Source organism: Methylosinus sp. H3A, assembly GCF_015709455.1.
GTDB lineage: Bacteria > Pseudomonadota > Alphaproteobacteria > Rhizobiales > Beijerinckiaceae > Methylosinus.
Map to the genome: position 1 here is coordinate 105,808 of NZ_JADNQW010000006.1, position 15,730 is coordinate 121,537.

Consider the following 15,730-nt stretch of genomic DNA (forward strand, 5'->3'; position numbering starts at 1 on the left):
CGCGTGCAAATGCTTGGTGAGATCCTCGCGGCCGTCGGCGATCCCGGAGGAAGGTGACGAACAGGCCGCCCGGCGATCGAACTGGGCGTGCCGCCCGGGCGTTCGCCGTCTGCGTGTCGCTGGTAGACGAAGAGCGCGAGGAGCCCGGCGTTGAGGGCGCCGAGACGATGGATGGCGTCCTCATAAGCGTGGCGCGCAAGTCCGCAGGCTTTGATGAGCGTCGCGCCTGTCGCGGAGGCTTCCTCGATCGACCGAACGGGAGCGAAGGACTCGATCTCGGGGCACGCCTCACGCCACAAGGACAGATCCTTTGGAATTGCGAGCTCGAAGGTCACGGAATGCTGTTCGGTTTTCCGAACGGTCCCAGACACTTCTTCTCGGCTAGCGTCAAAAGTTGCGCCGGAGGCGCGCTTCTCGTGAGGATGTTGCGACGCGTTAGCGTCGCTCCGTTGGTTGCAATCTTCGATAGAGCGTTTAGCTTCTTGTTTTGTATGCCCGTCATTTTGATGGGCATACCCGCTTATATTCTCCGATAGGGTTTCGGTGTAACGGAGTGTCCGAGCTTCTTCGGCGAGCTCTGCGAATGACCCGATGATTCCGGCGAGCTCGTCGGCCGAACTGTCGCGAGAAGGTCTGGGAACCTCTTCGGCGCGCTTCGCGACGCCGGCGAGACCATGAGGGTCGTCCGCGCACAGATCATAACACTTTGTTGCGGATCGCCGTGAGATCGTCGCGGAGTTGACGCTTCAAGCGTCGATCGATTTCGACAATGCGCACATGGTCGGCAAACTCGCCTGCGCGCGCAAAGAGGGGGGTGAGGTCGAAGCCTCTGGCGTCGACGATTTCCCCGCTCGCGTTCTTGATCGGGAACCGTTTACCGTTTGCGGACTCGCGCGGCGTGATGAGCCCGCGGCGGCAGAGCTTGGAGAGCGCGCGGCGGACGGTGCTGTCGCTCATTCCGGTTGCGTCGCAGATCGAAGCGTTCGAGGGCCAGCATAAGAGGCCGTGGGCGAGTTGTTGGCCGCCGAAGCACAGCGCGAGCTGCTCGAGGGTTTGGCGCTCGCTGCGATCGAGGCGCAGCGCTTTCACGGCGTTCCGAGCGGCTTTGAGCAATTCCTTGTTTGTGACCGCGAACAAGGGCGCGTCGAACAATTTTTTCGCGTGATAACTCGCGGCAAAGTCGGGCCGACGGCCCGTCGAGCCTGTCGTCTGGGCGTGATTCATCGTTTGCTCTCCGCTATTTAAGCGGAAAACAGGCAAAGAAATCCTGTGGCGCGGGACGCGCAACCTCTTGCAATTTTTCGGAAGATCGCTAATGTGGCCGGTGCATTCATATTCCCGGCTTTTGAGGGATTGGCGTCCCCCATTAGCGATCTTGGAGAGGTCCGGCCGTCGCGCCGGGCTTTTCTTTTTTCGGGGCCTGTTCTCCTCCATCGAATCAAATCGAGCATACAGCCTACATTATGATGGAATGAAAGTAAGTCGTCTTCTTCCGCCCAGTTCGATGGTAGAGTCGCGGAGGAGTCGATTCGGGCTGTGATGCGCCAATGAGTGAAAAAACCTGCGAAAACGATAGCCCTGAGCTGCTGAAGATCGTTCGATCGAAGCTACTGCAGATCGAGGAAAAGTGCGGAATACCGCGCCGGCGCTTCGCGGTCGAAGTGCTCGGTGTCTCCGATAAGACATATTATAATATTTGCATGGGCACGGCGACGCTGTCGCTGCCGACGCTCGACCGCATGGCTCGAAAGCTGGGAATATCGGTGCGAGTCCTCGTGGACGCCGATCCCATGCCCGCGACGATCGCGCGGCCGATCGTCTCGGGCCGGCCGCGCAAGCAGCAGGCCAGGCGGGTGGGGTCGAAGCGGTGAGCGGCTCGATTTAGGAGCTGTGATCGGTGAACGGACCCTTCGGTATCGGAAGGCGCGGAAGGTCGGTCTTTCCCTCGGTCGATTCCGACATCGGCGCTGCGCGCCGGCGAACCGCGGTTCTCGCGGGCGCCGCGGACGAAGCATAGGCCACGGAGGATTATTTCATGACGAAGAAGAGAACAGTCGGCGTCTTTGGTTTGTTGCTCGGCGCCGTTGTTGCCGGCGGGCAAGCGTCAGCAAATTTCCTCGACCCGGATTTCAGCGGGACTGCGATCAGCGGTCGAGAATTTCCAAAACCCGTTTGCCCGGCCGGGTCTCAGCCGGTCGTCACCCCGTTTGTCCCGGAAAAGCTTGTCGGCTCCGCAAACCGCGCCCAGAAGGCCTCGGTATTTTATCGAGAAACGAAGTACGGCGGGGTGATTCATCTGCAAACAAAAGACGATGGCGCCTCGTGGACCGATGTGGTCGGCGTCGAGGTTCGGTATTCGGGTGACTGCCACCCGTGACGCGGCGAAAACGTGTTTTTCAGGATTGATCGAACGCACCGCTCCGAGCAATCGGAGCGGCTGCGAAACGGATTCCTTTAGCGGAACATGGCATGAAAGACGCAGTCCCTGAAGGCAAGAGAGCTTCCCCTTTTCCAGAGATTGATCGGGTCGACGTAAGCCCGGAACGGCTTGCTGGTTTCAAGAGCGAGCGAGACTATTTGAGTCTCGGACTCGATCTCATGATCGAAACCGGCAGTTACATCACTATTGCCATTAGCATCCTCGGACCCGACGGAACTTGGACACGAGATCAAGCTGTTATCGGCGGCAACATGGTGCGCCTTTATAAGCTGCTTTCAGCTATGCTGGATCAGACCGTGCAGCATCGCCGGGAAACCAGCTTCATTTTTGCGCGCCTCGCCTTCGAGACCGTTGTGGCAATCCGCTATCTGCTGCAGGAGTACGATCTGGCTCTGCTTGATCGCTATGTGAGGCACTCGCTCGATCATGAGCGCCGCCTGCTCAAGGCGATCAATGAAAACGTCGACGCTTGTAGCGGCATCATACGTCCGATCGAGGATCGGATGCGTCGCTCGATCGATCGGATGTTCAAGAGTTCGGGCGTCGCGCCCGAGGAACTCCCGCGAAAAGGGAACGGGATTGGGGCGGAAAGAACCTATACGAGAAGGCCGAGGCCGTAGGACTTGCCAAAGCCTACCTTGGGATATTCGCGGGTGCTTCGCAGAATGTGCATGGCGCATGGAGTGATCTGTATGCTCATCACCTTTATACTCAGGGCGACGGGCGCTTCACTCCCAACATTGAATGGAACCGCCCGCGTCCGCAACTGCTTTACAGCGTCGCCCTCTTCAGCCTCGAAACCGCTGAGGACTTCGCGCGATTCATGGGTGGGCAGGAGGTGGCCGATTATATGGTTCCTGATATCCGCGATCTGCGATCGGCTTATGGCGGCTGATCAAGCCCATGAATCCTACTTAGCAGGCAAATCCTGGCCAGAGGTCTAGCGGATTGCAGGTCCGTAGCCGCTCGCTTCATGGATGCAGGGCTGAGGGTCTGCTTAGGGTCACAGTTCCTCGTTCGCGGTCCCAAACGGCCAAGGGGCGCCAAAAGGGGACGTTCGTAGGCAGACCGTCGAAACGACCGGAATCGATCGAAGGCAGATTTCGGAACTTTGCTCACTTGAATCGATTTGGCATCGGCAAGCGGATGCGCAGGCAGCCCGTCATCGATGCCATCCTCAATTCGAAGGCATCGTTGTGCTTATGTCCCAAGCGCCATTGTCGGCTTGGAAAAGAAACACAGATTTTTGCCCGGAGCTCGTAAAGCTTATCGTTCTGTCATTGACCCAGGCAGCGAATTTGGCTTTCGCCGGCAAGCGTTTCTTACTAGTTTTAGACGCCCATATTTTAATTGGCTTTTTGCCTCGGACATCGAGGATCGCGAAATCAGACTCGGTCACTCCGTCTACATCATATTCGATCGTAAGCGCCCAATTTCCGAGCGGCGAAAAATGAGGGGATGCATATCCGAAATCCAACGTGCGTCCTGTTCGACCATCGACAGCAATGATGCGACCCGCGTCTACCCCGAAGTCTGCCACGACGAAAATATGCGTCGATGGATAAAAATCAGCGAGGCCATAGCCATAGCCTCCTTCCATTGCGCCAGTTCCATCCTTGTTATTGAAGTTTTTTCTGTCACCATTGTCCATGCGCAGGACAAGCATTCCGCCTCGCATAGCCGCCAGTGGGCCAGCCAATGCAATACATTTCTTGTTGAATTCTTCGGTAGATGTGTTCGGGATAGATTCGCCGCAGGATTTGGCTCTCGACACAGGTGCGGCGGCTTCTGTCGGTTCGGCCGAGTCGGTAAAGGCTTGCAGGCCAGAATAACGAACGTGAGTAAAAGACAAAAATCCGCATCCGGCGAGCCCCGTTAACACGCTTGACGAACGAATTGCAGCGCCCGCGATAGTAGACACGTCGGGATTCGTTGGGAAGGGCCGCTTGCATCCGATTTGAGACCTTCTGGTCATCAAAGGTCAATGACCGATTCGGGCCAGAGTTCCTCGTTCGCGGTCCCGAACGGCCAAGGGGCGCCAGGGAGCAGACCTTCGCCCGAGAGGACTCCATACTGGAGCTTATGCGCCTTTTGCGCCACCACTCAAAAAGCGAGGATTTTGAGTGGTGGCGGGGCTTAACAGAATGGACGTTACGGACGTGCACCGGCTGCATTGGAGAGGTGAATTTCGACCGATTGCAGTAAGTCGATAACGTCGGCAGGCCCCATGAAGTCGAAGAGCACTTGCCCTGACAGGAAAGGCGTTATTTCATAAAAGACCCCGGCAGGGCTTTTCACAGCGGCGTTTCGATTATGAGCTGGATACCTTGCCAACCGAGCTCGCCCGTTTTTTGTGATGTTGACGCGGTTTCCGTGAGCGACTCCGTTTCGTAGGTGATATACAAGCTCCAACTCTGGAACTCGATCAAAATAGCCATGTTTCTCTAGTTCGTCGCCTAGTGTCAGCAGCGCGCCCATGGCCCATGCCCGTAACAGCTCTCGTTGCAGCCCATGATCTTGGCGGAGCAAATCAAGGTAGTGGCGCAGGTTTAATGTGTGAGTGGTTCCGTCCTTTCGTTTGATTTCGCCAATCGGGTCCTCGCCTAGCGCCTTTGGGGGCGGAAGTGAATTGATCGATTTCGGGTTCACCGCGACCAAGTGAGCCACAAGGAATGCATAGTAGCCTGAGGCTAAACGCTGAGCCGTTTGGCTCACAGCGAGCATGTCAGAGGGGCTTGGCATGTTGTCCTGCACTGTCGTATTGGTGGAAAATTGGCTAAAGCGAGGGGCAAGAATCCGAGTGGCAGACGCGAATGCCGACGACTGGCGCGCTCACACATGAATTTTACCGCTTACATAGACGAAAGCGATACGCACGGCCCCGCGCCGGACATGGTGATGTCGGCCATGCTCTCGACCGCTGGTCGCTGGGAAAGATGCCGGCGCGCCCTGACGCGCATCCAGCGCGAGTTCGGCTTCACGGTATTTCACGCCTCTGAATTTCGAGCCTTGCAGGGCGAGTTCGAGGGATGGTCAGCAGAAAAGTGCTTCGATATCTACACGGAATTCGGCCGGCTGGGGGCGTCACACCTCACCGAGTGCTTCACGGTATCGCTGTCGTATGAGACTTACAAAACCTATTTTTTGGACCGTCGCCCCCAGAAGATGCATCGTACCAGTCAATATGGCATCTGCTTCATGGGCGTCCTTGACGGGCTCATGCGAACCGTGATGGGCTATGGCCCGCAAAGCAAGCTCTCCGTTGTGGTTGAAGACGGGCACAAGAACGCAAAAGACACCGCCCGGTTATTTGAGGACAGAAGGTGGAGGCTTGATACGGGCGGAATTGACCTACTCCGCTCTTACGCTCTTGAAAAAAAGGAATGCAGCCCGCTGCTGCAATTGGCCGACATAACGGCGCACGCTCACACTAAAGACAAGCGGGCGATAAAATTGGGGGCGGCTCCCGGTTTCTCAGAGAGAAACGAGGAGGAGCCGGTTCCGGGACAGCCAGGGTGGTCGGTATACGAGGTAACGCCGGATTACATCGCCCGAATCATCGATGAATATGAGAGCGACCGCGCAGCGAAGCACGAAGACTATTTGAAGCGACGTAGAGCTTGGTCGAAAGGACGCGTCGCATCCGGCGCGGTTTGACCGGCAATCCGCCGGAGCAGTTACAACGTGCTCATGGAATGGTAATCGCCATGCTTTTTGCAGATAGACAGCCCACTCAATTAACCGAGACCGATCTAGTTGACCTGATCGGCGTCGAGCCGGAAGGAAAATCGCTCGACTACAAACGAGATTCCGTCGGATCGACTGACGCCGACAAAAAAGAATTTCTATACGACGCTAGTTCGTTTGCAAACAGCCAGGGCGGCTACTTGGTTTTTGGGATGGACGAGACGAACGGATTGCCCTCGCAAATCGTAGGCATAAGCAACCCTGATCCCGACAAGGAAATATTGCGCCTTGAGCAGTTGTTGAGGTCTGGCATCCGACCGGCGATCTCGGGAGTGTCAACCGCCGCCGTGCGGCTGGCAGGCGGGGGCGCAGCTATCGTCATGCGTATCGCCAAGAGCTGGAATCCGCCCCACCAGGTCACTTATCAAAACGTCTTTCGTTTCTACGCGCGCGACAGCAACGGCAAATATATGATCGATGTCGATGAGCTTCGCGCGGTCTTTTCCCTCTCCGCCACAGTCGCCGACAAAATCCGAAACTTCCGCATCGAGCGGTCAGCACGGATCGAAGGCGGCGATACACCCGTTACCTTGCTCGATGGTGGTGTGCTTGCTCTGCATATCGTGCCCTTTAGTGCCGTCAGTATCGGTAGCACTTTTCCGATCCAGCAAGCGGCCGGTAACCCAAATCAGTTTCCAACGTTACTCGACACGCATGCTCGCCGTCATCAAATCACGTTTGACGGCCTCACCGTCACATCGAATATGGATGGCCCGCCTAAGCCCCAGCGCGCTTATACGCAGGTGTTCCGTACGGGGGCTGTCGAGGCGGTAGGTTCGTCAATCGCGCGGGGTTCCGACGGGCTAATCTTGCCGCATCTAGAAGCTACGATAATTCGCTATGCCCGGCTCTACATGCAGGCGCTGCATCGGCTCGGCGCAGAGCCTCCTATAGCGATTTTGGCGAGCCTTACGGGTGTAGGCGGCCTTCGTTTGCTGCAAGACTTCCTGCCTCAGGGCGCGCTGTCTGTCGACATGCCGTCAAGCACTTTAAAGAACCAGCCCTATCATTTGGTCGAATCCATTTTTGAGCAAGTTCCGGCCGACGACGCGACAGCCGCACGAGGGCTTCGGGGAACCCTCGATCACCTCGCCAATGCGGCAGGACTGGCGATGTCCCCCTATTTTGACGAGGCCGGGAACTACACTTTGAAGTTATAGATGTGACACGTTCATAGCATACAATCAGCGTTCCATAATGAGCGTTCTGGGTCTTGCAAAGGTAGAGGTTTTGCAAGCACGAAATTTGTCTCGGATCTGAATGACCGCAACGGGTCAGAACCGGCCAATCAGCGGCGTTGGCGCGTCGCATCGACCGCTATACAAATGGTGGGTGCCGATCTTAACCGGATCAATACGCGCTAACAAATCAACCTTTCGGCATTCTCCCGAACAACTCCAATTTGTCGGCGTTCTCACGAACGGCTCGCAAGAGCACGTGGATTTCGATTTCAATCATAGCCAAAGCGAGAGGAGACCAGCATTCGTCGATGGCATCGAGGCGGGTCGCACGCCAGTCTTCGAGCTCTTGATGAAGCCTGACGATGAACACGCCATGGAAGTGCGATTGTGGTGGCGCAACGACGGCCGGCGGATGCCGTACCGGTCGGAGATTTTGCTTCGAGACGCGGCGACGGCGAGTCGGCCAAAGTGAGATCGGCATATTGGCTGGCTCGTCTCTCTAATAGCTGTCCTGGAAGCACCGGCGATTCAGTTCGTCAATTTGCTTTTTCAAGTCCACGACGTCGACGCGCCTCTTCTCGAAGTCGGCTTGTATGCTTCGAAGCTCGGAAAGGAAGTCCGGCATGTCAATCGGCATCCAAAATTGACCCCCGATCGGCGTTCAAAATTGACCCCCATTTTTCATAGGGCGGAACGCGAGCGCTCGCCCCGGCGGAGCTGGCGGGGTTGCGCAGCCGGGGCGAGTGCGTTTCGGTTCGCGATGTGATCGGGGGCGTCAGGCGCGGTTCTTGAAGCGCCAGCTTTCATTGCCGGTTTCGACGATGTCGCAATGGTGAGTGAGGCGATCGAGCAGCGCGCTGGTCATTTTCGCATCGCCGAACACGCTGGGCCATTCGCCAAAGGCGAGATTGGTGGTGACGATGATCGACGTTCGCTCGTAGAGCCGGCTGATCAGATGGAAGAGCAATTGTCCGCCCGATTGCGCAAAGGGCAGATAGCCGAGCTCGTCGAGAATGATGAAGTCCATTCTCGTGGATATTCCGCAAAGCGTCCCTGACGGCCTCCCCGCGCTTCAGTCTCGAGCCTAGTGACGAGCTCGACGGTATTGAAGAATCGGCCGCGTTTTCCTGCGCGAATGCAATTTCTGGCGATCGCTATCGAAAGATGAGTCTTCCCGTACCGGTTCCGCCGACGAGAACGCAATTACGTTGTTGGTCGAGGAAGCCGCCGCCGGCGAGATCGCGCACCAGCCCTTCATTGATCGGCGTGCCGTCGAACTGAAAGCCGTCGAAGTCCTTCGCCAGCGGCAGTTTGGCGATCGTCATCTGATATTTGATGGAGCGCGCATGCTTTTCGGCGATTTCCGCCTCGAGAAGATCGCCGACGATGCGCGGCGGCTCATGCTGCCTCTTTATGCCGCTCGACATCACCTCGTCATAGGCGTTCCTCATGCCGAAGAGCTTGAGCTCTCCCATGAGATCGAAGAGCTTGGTGCGTTCCATCAGGCTGTTCTCCTCAATTGATCATAGCGGGCGCAGTCGGCGAGCGGCATGTGCAGCAGCGTCAACGACTCGGGCGTCGGGATCGTCGGCGGTGGCGGCGGCTCGCGCCGGCGGGCGAGAATGTTGAGAATGACGTCGGCGGAATGGACGCCTTGACTGAGCGCCTCGGCGCAGGCGGCCTCCACGGCGGTCAATCCATCATCGAGGACGGCGGCCAGAATCTTGACCATCTGGCGGTCGCCATCGTCGCTGCCGGCGAGCTTGCGCCGCACGCGTTCGATCGCTCCCGGCAACACCCAGTCCTTGAAGGGCGCGCCGTTCCGCAGCGCGCCGGGCTTGCGCGCGAGAACCGGCACATAATGCCAAGGATCGAAGATTGTCGCGCCGCGTCCGAAGGCGCGAGCATGTTCGGCGACCACCCGCCCGTTTTGGCGAAAGACGACGCGGTCGGCGTAGGCGTGAATCTCGACCGGGGCGCCGACAGCGCTCGCATTGACCGAGTATTTATTATTGTCGAAGCGCACGAGGCAGGTCTTCGACACCGACGCCGTCAGCTCGTGGAATCCGTCGAACCGCCCGCGCAGCGGGACCAGCTTCGGGCGCTCTTCCTCGAACGCCTCCCAGACCGTCTTGTCCGCGATTTCTGGATGCGGATGCGCCTTGGCGTAGGTGACGCATTTATCGAGAAGCCAGGCGTTCATATCCTCATAGGTCTTGAACCGCAGGCGCGGCGTGAAGAACCGCTCCCGCGCCAGGCCGACTTGATTTTCGACCTGGCCTTTCTCCCAGCCTGAGGCCGGCGTGCAGGCGACCGGCTCGACGAGATGGTGGCTGCACATTTGCGCGAAGCGACGATTGAACTTGCGCTCCTTGCCGACGAAGATCGTCTCCACCGCCGTCTTCATATTGTCGTAGATGCCGCGCGTGCAGGCGCCCCTGAAGAAGGAAAAGGCGCGATCATGTGCGTCGAAAACCATCTCCTGCGTCTCACGCGGATAGGCGCGAACGAAAAGCATGCGGCTGTGACACAGACGCATGTGCGCGACTTTCACGGTCGTCGTCACGCCGTCGAGCAAAACGATCTCGTGGCTCCAGTCGAACTGGTAGGCTTCGCCCGGCTCGAAGCTCAGTGGCACATAGGCGGCGGCTGTCAGCGAGCCTTGCTCGCTGCGCCATTTGCGCGCGTAGCGACGCACGGCGTCATAGCCGCCCGCGTAGCCCAGCCCGCTCAGATCCTCGAAAATGCGGATTAGGGTCAGCCGCTCGCGCTGCGCCTTCTTCTCGTTCTCCGCCAGAAACTCATCGAGCTTGTCCGACCAAGGTCCGAGCTTGGGAAACGGCTGATTGTCGCGCTCGTAGGCGAAGGAGGTTGCCTCGACCGCAGCGCCTTGCGGACCGTGTTCCGTGAAATGCCCAGATCGCGAACGATCTCCTTGATCGTCTTGCCCTTGACGAAATGCTCGCGACGGATTCGTCCGATCGTCTCCACAATCAACATCCCCCACCGCCCGCCGTTTCAACCATTGCGGGCGGACTGTCCGGCCTTCACCTGAGGGGGTCAATTTTCGACGCTGATCCCCTCGTATGGGGGTCAAAGTTGCACGCCGAATAACACCGGCAATTGGCGACCGATAATGAAAGCGCCCACGACCGAGACCCAGTAGAAGAGGATCAATATCGTGGCTTGCTTGGTCGAGAGCATGTGTAAGGCCTTTAAACGGAGCGATCGAGCAGGTCGCTGTGTCGTTTCGTGGATCGACGCCGCGCACGAATTTGTTCGATGAGACCCCACCTCTCCCAATCATCTTCGTTTCCTTTGAAATCCGGTGGCGGCAGCAAATTCGCCACGGCGTCCTCGGGCGGCCGTCGATAGCTTTCGAGCACGAGATCGGCGTTTGTGATCGCTCGACCAGCATCGTCGTGGGCGACTACATCGTCGCCATCATCGGAAACGTCACGCGTTGGAGCGGCAGCCACCGACGTTGTGTCGGGCGGAGACGGCTCGTCTCCCGCCTCCTCGAGAATACCGAGATCGACGAGAAGGATTTCCGAGAACAAGCAGGCGTTCATTAATTCGATCCAAGGAGGATTAGCCTCTATGTCGTGGTCTGAATCGGGGCCGGCCGGCGGCCAAGGCGTCGACTGAAGATCTCCGAGCATCTCACGGACGGCGGGGATATCGCCGGCGCTCGGCGAAGCAGCCATGGCCGCTTGCTTTGCCGCATAGAACTCGGGCCGCGATCTCGCGCGCGCGGCCGCGACGAGCGCCTTGACGGCTGCGGTGTCGAGCGACTGCTCGAGAGGAGGGTCGACATCATCGTCGTCGCGAGCGCGCTTTGCGCGATCGGAGACGAGCGCATCTTTGCGGTTGAGCGTCTCCAAGAATCGCCACGACGGGCGAAACGAAACGACGGTTCTGGCTGAGATGATCGCCGGCCTGCCGGTCCGCGGATTTCTGCCTGGACGCTCGGATTTCGAACGCAGGAGGAAACAGCCGAAGCCGCTGAGTTTGACGTGCTTTTAATGCCGATCGCGCTAACGATTTCCGCGAACATTTTCATCGATTTTCTTGGCGTCGTCGCGAGTGATTTTAGGGACCGCGTGGTATGCGGCGGCGGCCAGCGTATCGCGCGTAACAGTGTTCGACTTCTTCATCGTGAAAAGACTGCTCCTATGAGGCCGCTCGCGGCGGACTTATCTGAATTTCCAGCCGGGATCTTGTAGCCAGGTTCGTAAGTCGCTTTTCCTTCCTTGATCGGCACGCGCCAGACTGTGCGGCCACTGGGGTAGCAATTCAGATTTGCGTTGGTGAGACGTTGATGTCCGAGCTCGCGGCTGTTGGCTGCGAAGCGGCGCTCGGCAATGGATCGCTGGACGCGATCGTAGGTGTGCCGGTGTCTTGTGTAGGCGATTGGGGGCAATCGTTCTGGCCAGATTTCTGATTAGAACATCCAGAAGCATTGATCTTGTTTTGAATGGCGTTACCCATGAACAAATGCTCTGCCCGTTTCCATCGAGGTTTGCAGTTCGGTTCGCAAGCGTTGCGCGTGTTGCTCGAACACCGCCATTTCCTAGGCTCGGGCACTGCCCAGACGCCTGAAGGGAAGCCAAGTCTTTTGAACAAATAAGAGAACCAAATTGCGCGCAAGCTGCGACGGTTCCTTGCGTGACCGTATAGCCGTTGATGGACTGCCCGACTTGGGAGTTGAGTGTGTTGAAGGCGTTGCCTTGCGATGAAGGCCCGGCTTGCTGAGCCAGATATCGACCTGTTGTTGAAGAGACAAATTGAGATACTGGCTCGACGACATTCCTGCGGGAAGATTGCCACTCGTAAGCTGCAAGACTCCGAAATTGTTTCCGTTCGAGGCGCAGGTGTTCCCCCCGGACTCTGCGACGGCGGCGCCGCCCCATGTGCATGAGCTACTTTTCAATGCGTCGTCAGCATACGATGAATTTTGTATAGCTTCCGAGATCTGCGCCGCATTGTAAGTGGCACAAGCAAACGCTGAACCGGAAGACAGGAGACACGCCATCATCAAAGCCGAAGCGCTGTGAGAGAATGTTTTCATTGTCGCGTCCCGGCTATTGCAGATTAATTGGGTCGCGCTGCCCGACTTCTCCGTCGTACACGACATCCGGGATCAGACGATGCGATTCCCGATCGAAAGTGACGACTGTTTTGTATTTTTGATTCTGGTTTGAGCTGGCGTCGAAACCGTACGTGCCACGCACGGCGATAACCGGAAATTCCGGTAGCTGTTTGAGGATACGCAGTGAGCCTGCCCGAACTTCCGCGACTCGTGCAGGACAGTCTATTTCGTGGGAATGGCCTGCGCAGTGGCGCATCGAAAATTGAGCGCGGAGACCACGAGCGTTCGATCGCCGTCCTTGAAAGACGTCGTAAAAACCTCCGTAGACATTGGAAGCTTCAAGTTCGGCGTGATTCGGCGAAGTGCTTCACGCTGCTTGACTAAGTCCGGCAGTTTGTCCTGCCAGATTTGCAACTGGATATCGCTCTCGGGTCGAGCGACGAGGTTCAAATCCTGTGCAAGAAGACGATGCTTTTGTGCCTCTTCGGCGACGACGTTGGATGAGCCAAAAGTGGCGAGGATCAGACATGTCGAGGCGATGCACATAGCGAAACTCCTTCCAGAATTTCGGCGGCGTCGGCCATCGGCTTGGCGCGCGGTCAAGGCGCGCGGAGCGCGCCCACAGGGTCGCCTTGACGGCGCACGGGGCGATGGCAGGCTGCAAAATCGAAATCGAAGGGATGATGGCAGTCGCGTCGAAACATGATCGTCCTCCGAGCGCTCGGCGGCAAAAACGGCCGAGAAATAGCACGGGAGGCGATTCAACGCACGCGCAGAAATTTTAGTGGAGGATCAGGAGGCGTGGGCGAGCTGACGATCCTCATATTCGGCGGCGAAATCCTCGGCTCCGGTCTCGGGCGTCGCGATGTCGACGAGGAGGCGCGGATGCGCGGCGGCGAAGCGGTTGGCGCAGGCGATGCCGGGGCGTCGGGGTCGGCGAAGACGGTGACGCGCTTGACGCTCGCAGGAATGGCGATCTTCAGCAGGCGTTCCGTTCCGAGGGTCGCCCAGGTGGGAACCGCGCGCATCAACATGGCGGCCCAGGCGGTTTCGAAGCCTTCGGCGACGCCGAGATGATTGGCGAGAGGGGCGAGCCGGAGCGCGCCGACGCCGAGCGGGCCAATGGTACGGCGGGGTTCGTCCACGTCGGCTTTGCGTCGGCCGCCGGGATGGAGAAAGGTGAGCTGGACGGCGACGATTTCGCGCGAAGGCGCCTGAGCGGCGGCGACCAGGCAGGGGAAGCGTTCGCACCGGGAATATGGGTAGCCGGGCAGAAAGCGGATCGTGGGCGGGGGCGCGGCGCGAAAGCCTCTGGCCTGCAGATAGGTTTCCGCGATGGTGCCGGCGACGGGCCTTGCGGCGCGCCAGATGGCGCGGGCGCCTTCCGAGGTCGTCCTGTTCTTGCTCGTTGCGGGGGCGGCTCTCTCCGCGGGAGGCGGAGGCGCGGAAAGATCGAGCTTATCGATCTGAGCGCGCACGTCTGCGGGGGCGCATCCTGCGAAGCAATGATAGACGAGGCCTCGATCTCCATCGGAGAGCGCGAGCGAGGGCCGAAGGTCGCCGCGTCCCTTTCCATGCTGAGGCACTGGGCAGCGGCATAGATAACCGGCGCCGGTCGAATGGCCACGAAGGCGCAGCGCAATGTCTTTTGCTGTCATGTCTTCACCTGCTTCAAGTCTGTCTTGTCGAAATCATTCCCCTTGAAGAGAATCGGCTCCCGGTAGGCCTTGGCGACGGCATAGGCGAAGCAATCGCCGAGATTGAGGTCGGCCGGATGCGCGACGACGCGGCCGTAATTGGCGGCGGCGTCGACGGCCTTTTGGCCGATGCCGGCGAGGATGCCGACTTCGTTGGCCTCGACTTCTTCGAGCAGCGCGTCGACGCTCTGGATCGCGAGGGCGATGGCTTCGGCGCTGGTTTTCACTTTGCGCCGTTTCGCGCGCGAGGCGGCGAGCGAGACGATGGCCTCGAAGCGGGCGATGGGCGACACGAGCACTTTTCTCGAATGCTGCTCGATCGCATTCTCAAAGACTCGGCCTCTGGCTCTTCGTTGAGGATGGCGACGATCGCGGAAGCGTCGAGGAACATCACACGCCCCACATTTCGTTGGTGAAGGCCTTCATGTCGAAGGCGGGGTCAGGCTCGCCGATGTCGGCGGCGATCAGCTTGGCGCGAGCGAGCCGCTCGCCGAGGGCTTGCTCTTGCGGCTTCGGGCGAGCTCGTTTTCGAGCGCCCGGCGAACGGCTTCGGTCTTGCTCGGCGCGCCGGTGGCTTCCTGCACCTGGGCGGCGAGCTTATCGACGGCGTCGTCTTTGATGTAGAGCGGCATGGCGGTATATCCTTTTCGGAATATCCTTATATCCTAAAATGAATATACCAGCAATGCGCCCGCGCCCCGCAGAGACGGCGCGCGGGCGCAGGCTCCGGCCGAGGACGCGGGGGAGGACGCGCCGGAACCGAACTGCGGGCAGCACTATACATTATACTGATAGGTTCGAGAACGCCGCAGATCGTCAGCTTTGCAGGACGGAAAGCGGCAGGTCTTCGAGCTCGAGCTTGAAGCCGGAGGCGGGCGCCGATGATGACGTTGACGCCCATAGCGTCGGCGGGCGCGGGCTCGATGTCGGTGAACTGAGATACGGACGGGGCGGGCGACACGGATCGCCGACGCGAAATGTTCGATGGGGCGGAGCGGTTCCTCAACGGCGCCGTTGCGGGCTTCGGCAAGGATCACGGCGCGGCCGGCGTAGGGCTGAGGAGAGCTGTGCGGGACGTACCACAGGCCTGTCACTGGAGCGAGTAAGGCCTCTTCGTCGAGGTGGACGAAGTGCCGATCGTCGATCCAGACGCGATCGAGCAATTTGCAGCCGATATGGTGGCGCAGGGCGGCGCCGACATTGGAGGGGTTGAGCCGCACCTTGCAGATTGTCGCGGCGGTCGGATCGATCAGATAGGCGGTGAGCATGGCGATGTCTCGCAAAATTCGGGATTGGCGGGGGCGAGCGGCGGCGCGAGGCCGCCGCGTTTGGCGTCATGCGTCGATGAGCGCGAGCGCCTGCTTGCGGCAGCGCTCGGCGGCTTCTGTGAGGCTCGCGCGTGCGAGGCCGGCGAGGCGCGACTGCGGCCAAGTGGCGATTTTCGCGAGCAAGTCCGCGAGGGCGAACAACTGAAAGTCTTCGGCATTCATGCCGCTGATAGCGAATTGATCTTGCAGCTCGATGGCTGCCGCGAGGTTGACGTGTTGGGTTCCCTCGTCCTCGAGGCGTGCGA

Annotated in this window: 16 protein-coding genes and 4 pseudogenes; 6 read left to right on the plus strand and 14 right to left on the minus strand. The window is 59.0% G+C overall.

The annotated features are described in order from the left end of the window. Nucleotides 1-696: 696 nt before the first annotated feature. A complete protein-coding gene (locus IY145_RS23840; protein WP_196410773.1) occupies nucleotides 697-1,434 on the minus strand; it encodes a helix-turn-helix domain-containing protein in 738 nt (245 codons plus the stop codon). Between the two features lie 113 nt (nucleotides 1,435-1,547). Between IY145_RS23840 and IY145_RS23845 the strand changes: the two genes are divergently transcribed. The 4 genes and pseudogenes from IY145_RS23845 to IY145_RS26655 form a co-directional block, all read left to right on the plus strand. Next, nucleotides 1,548-1,871: a helix-turn-helix transcriptional regulator gene (locus IY145_RS23845; protein ID WP_196410774.1), complete on the plus strand. Its 324-nt coding sequence runs from the start codon at nucleotides 1,548-1,550 to the stop codon at nucleotides 1,869-1,871. A gap of 164 nt (nucleotides 1,872-2,035) precedes the next feature. Then, nucleotides 2,036-2,377, plus strand: coding sequence for a hypothetical protein (locus tag IY145_RS23850; protein ID WP_196410719.1), 342 nt, complete (start codon nucleotides 2,036-2,038; stop codon nucleotides 2,375-2,377). A gap of 221 nt (nucleotides 2,378-2,598) precedes the next feature. Continuing rightward, entirely contained in the window at nucleotides 2,599-3,060 is a 462-nt protein-coding gene (locus IY145_RS23855; RefSeq protein ID WP_409455328.1) for a DUF5677 domain-containing protein, read from the plus strand. Further along, a pseudogene (locus IY145_RS26655) lies at nucleotides 3,012-3,335 on the plus strand (DUF5677 domain-containing protein); the annotation flags it as partial. The gene IY145_RS23855 and the pseudogene IY145_RS26655, both read left to right, overlap by 49 nt. A 282-nt stretch (nucleotides 3,336-3,617) precedes the next feature. Here IY145_RS26655 and IY145_RS23860 read toward each other — a convergent pair. Both IY145_RS23860 and IY145_RS23865 read right to left on the minus strand, forming a co-directional pair. Further along, nucleotides 3,618-4,361, minus strand: coding sequence for a hypothetical protein (locus IY145_RS23860; protein WP_196410776.1), 744 nt, complete (start codon nucleotides 4,359-4,361; stop codon nucleotides 3,618-3,620). A 230-nt stretch (nucleotides 4,362-4,591) separates the two neighbouring features. After that, nucleotides 4,592-5,194, minus strand: coding sequence for a hypothetical protein (locus tag IY145_RS23865; protein WP_196410722.1), 603 nt, complete (start codon nucleotides 5,192-5,194; stop codon nucleotides 4,592-4,594). Nucleotides 5,195-5,278: 84 nt separating this feature from the next. Here IY145_RS23865 and IY145_RS23870 point away from each other — a divergent pair, with 84 nt between their 5' ends. Both IY145_RS23870 and IY145_RS23875 read left to right on the plus strand, forming a co-directional pair. Next, the gene (locus tag IY145_RS23870; protein WP_196410723.1) at nucleotides 5,279-6,097 is read left to right on the plus strand and encodes a DUF3800 domain-containing protein; all 819 of its coding nucleotides are present in this window, start codon (nucleotides 5,279-5,281) and stop codon (nucleotides 6,095-6,097) included. Continuing rightward, complete coding sequence (locus tag IY145_RS23875; protein ID WP_196410724.1) at nucleotides 6,094-7,347, plus strand: helix-turn-helix domain-containing protein; 1,254 nt, start codon at nucleotides 6,094-6,096, stop codon at nucleotides 7,345-7,347. The genes IY145_RS23870 and IY145_RS23875 overlap by 4 nt, the downstream gene beginning before the upstream one ends. A 208-nt stretch (nucleotides 7,348-7,555) precedes the next feature. Here IY145_RS23875 and IY145_RS23880 read toward each other — a convergent pair whose 3' ends face one another. The 11 genes and pseudogenes from IY145_RS23880 to IY145_RS23925 form a co-directional block, all read right to left on the minus strand. Then, complete coding sequence (locus tag IY145_RS23880) at nucleotides 7,556-7,849, minus strand: hypothetical protein (RefSeq protein WP_196410725.1); 294 nt, start codon at nucleotides 7,847-7,849, stop codon at nucleotides 7,556-7,558. A 294-nt stretch (nucleotides 7,850-8,143) separates the two neighbouring features. Beyond that, nucleotides 8,144-8,870, minus strand: a pseudogene (istB, locus tag IY145_RS23885) (IS21-like element helper ATPase IstB). Continuing rightward, nucleotides 8,803-10,368, minus strand: a pseudogene (gene istA, locus IY145_RS23890) (IS21 family transposase). Before istA ends, istB begins: the two co-directional pseudogenes overlap by 68 nt. A 215-nt stretch (nucleotides 10,369-10,583) precedes the next feature. Continuing rightward, the gene (locus IY145_RS25955) at nucleotides 10,584-11,075 is read right to left on the minus strand and encodes a hypothetical protein (RefSeq protein WP_246722416.1); all 492 of its coding nucleotides are present in this window, start codon (nucleotides 11,073-11,075) and stop codon (nucleotides 10,584-10,586) included. A 174-nt stretch (nucleotides 11,076-11,249) separates the two neighbouring features. Continuing rightward, nucleotides 11,250-11,390, minus strand: a pseudogene (locus IY145_RS26230) (HU family DNA-binding protein); the annotation flags it as partial. A gap of 1,292 nt (nucleotides 11,391-12,682) precedes the next feature. Further along, entirely contained in the window at nucleotides 12,683-13,006 is a 324-nt protein-coding gene (locus IY145_RS23900) for a hypothetical protein (protein ID WP_196410777.1), read from the minus strand. A 215-nt stretch (nucleotides 13,007-13,221) separates the two neighbouring features. After that, nucleotides 13,222-14,118 carry a toprim domain-containing protein gene (locus IY145_RS23905; protein ID WP_196410778.1) on the minus strand — a complete coding sequence of 299 codons (897 nt, stop codon included), beginning with the start codon at nucleotides 14,116-14,118 and terminating at the stop codon, nucleotides 13,222-13,224. Then, nucleotides 14,115-14,450: a PIN domain-containing protein gene (locus IY145_RS23910; RefSeq protein ID WP_312030653.1), complete on the minus strand. Its 336-nt coding sequence runs from the start codon at nucleotides 14,448-14,450 to the stop codon at nucleotides 14,115-14,117. The genes IY145_RS23905 and IY145_RS23910 overlap by 4 nt, the downstream gene beginning before the upstream one ends. 171 nt (nucleotides 14,451-14,621) lie before the next feature. After that, nucleotides 14,622-14,789 (minus strand): type II toxin-antitoxin system VapB family antitoxin, encoded by a 168-nt coding sequence (locus IY145_RS23915; RefSeq protein ID WP_312030654.1) that lies wholly within the window; start codon nucleotides 14,787-14,789, stop codon nucleotides 14,622-14,624. 144 nt (nucleotides 14,790-14,933) lie between these two features. Then, nucleotides 14,934-15,425: a hypothetical protein gene (locus tag IY145_RS23920; protein WP_196410779.1), complete on the minus strand. Its 492-nt coding sequence runs from the start codon at nucleotides 15,423-15,425 to the stop codon at nucleotides 14,934-14,936. Between the two features lie 66 nt (nucleotides 15,426-15,491). Beyond that, a partial coding sequence (locus IY145_RS23925) for a hypothetical protein (protein ID WP_196410780.1) occupies nucleotides 15,492-15,730 on the minus strand: 239 nt, incomplete at its 5' end.

What these genes read in the sequence shown, in the direction of transcription:
- IY145_RS23840 (WP_196410773.1), bottom strand. Translation starts at nt 1,434, where the DNA reads ATGGAGGAGAACAGGCCCCGAAAAAAGAAAAGCCCGGCGCGACGGCCG.
- IY145_RS25955 (WP_246722416.1), bottom strand. Translation starts at nt 11,075, where the DNA reads ATGGCTGCTTCGCCGAGCGCCGGCGATATCCCCGCCGTCCGTGAGATG.
- IY145_RS23920 (WP_196410779.1), bottom strand. Translation starts at nt 15,425, where the DNA reads ATGCTCACCGCCTATCTGATCGATCCGACCGCCGCGACAATCTGCAAG.
- IY145_RS23870 (WP_196410723.1), top strand. Translation starts at nt 5,279, where the DNA reads ATGAATTTTACCGCTTACATAGACGAAAGCGATACGCACGGCCCCGCG.
- IY145_RS23900 (WP_196410777.1), bottom strand. Translation starts at nt 13,006, where the DNA reads ATGTGCATCGCCTCGACATGTCTGATCCTCGCCACTTTTGGCTCATCC.
- IY145_RS23915 (WP_312030654.1), bottom strand. Translation starts at nt 14,789, where the DNA reads ATGCCGCTCTACATCAAAGACGACGCCGTCGATAAGCTCGCCGCCCAG.
- IY145_RS23855 (WP_409455328.1), top strand. Translation starts at nt 2,599, where the DNA reads ATGATCGAAACCGGCAGTTACATCACTATTGCCATTAGCATCCTCGGA.
- IY145_RS23845 (WP_196410774.1), top strand. Translation starts at nt 1,548, where the DNA reads ATGAGTGAAAAAACCTGCGAAAACGATAGCCCTGAGCTGCTGAAGATC.
- IY145_RS23880 (WP_196410725.1), bottom strand. Translation starts at nt 7,849, where the DNA reads ATGCCGATCTCACTTTGGCCGACTCGCCGTCGCCGCGTCTCGAAGCAA.
- IY145_RS23850 (WP_196410719.1), top strand. Translation starts at nt 2,036, where the DNA reads ATGACGAAGAAGAGAACAGTCGGCGTCTTTGGTTTGTTGCTCGGCGCC.
- IY145_RS23905 (WP_196410778.1), bottom strand. Translation starts at nt 14,118, where the DNA reads ATGACAGCAAAAGACATTGCGCTGCGCCTTCGTGGCCATTCGACCGGC.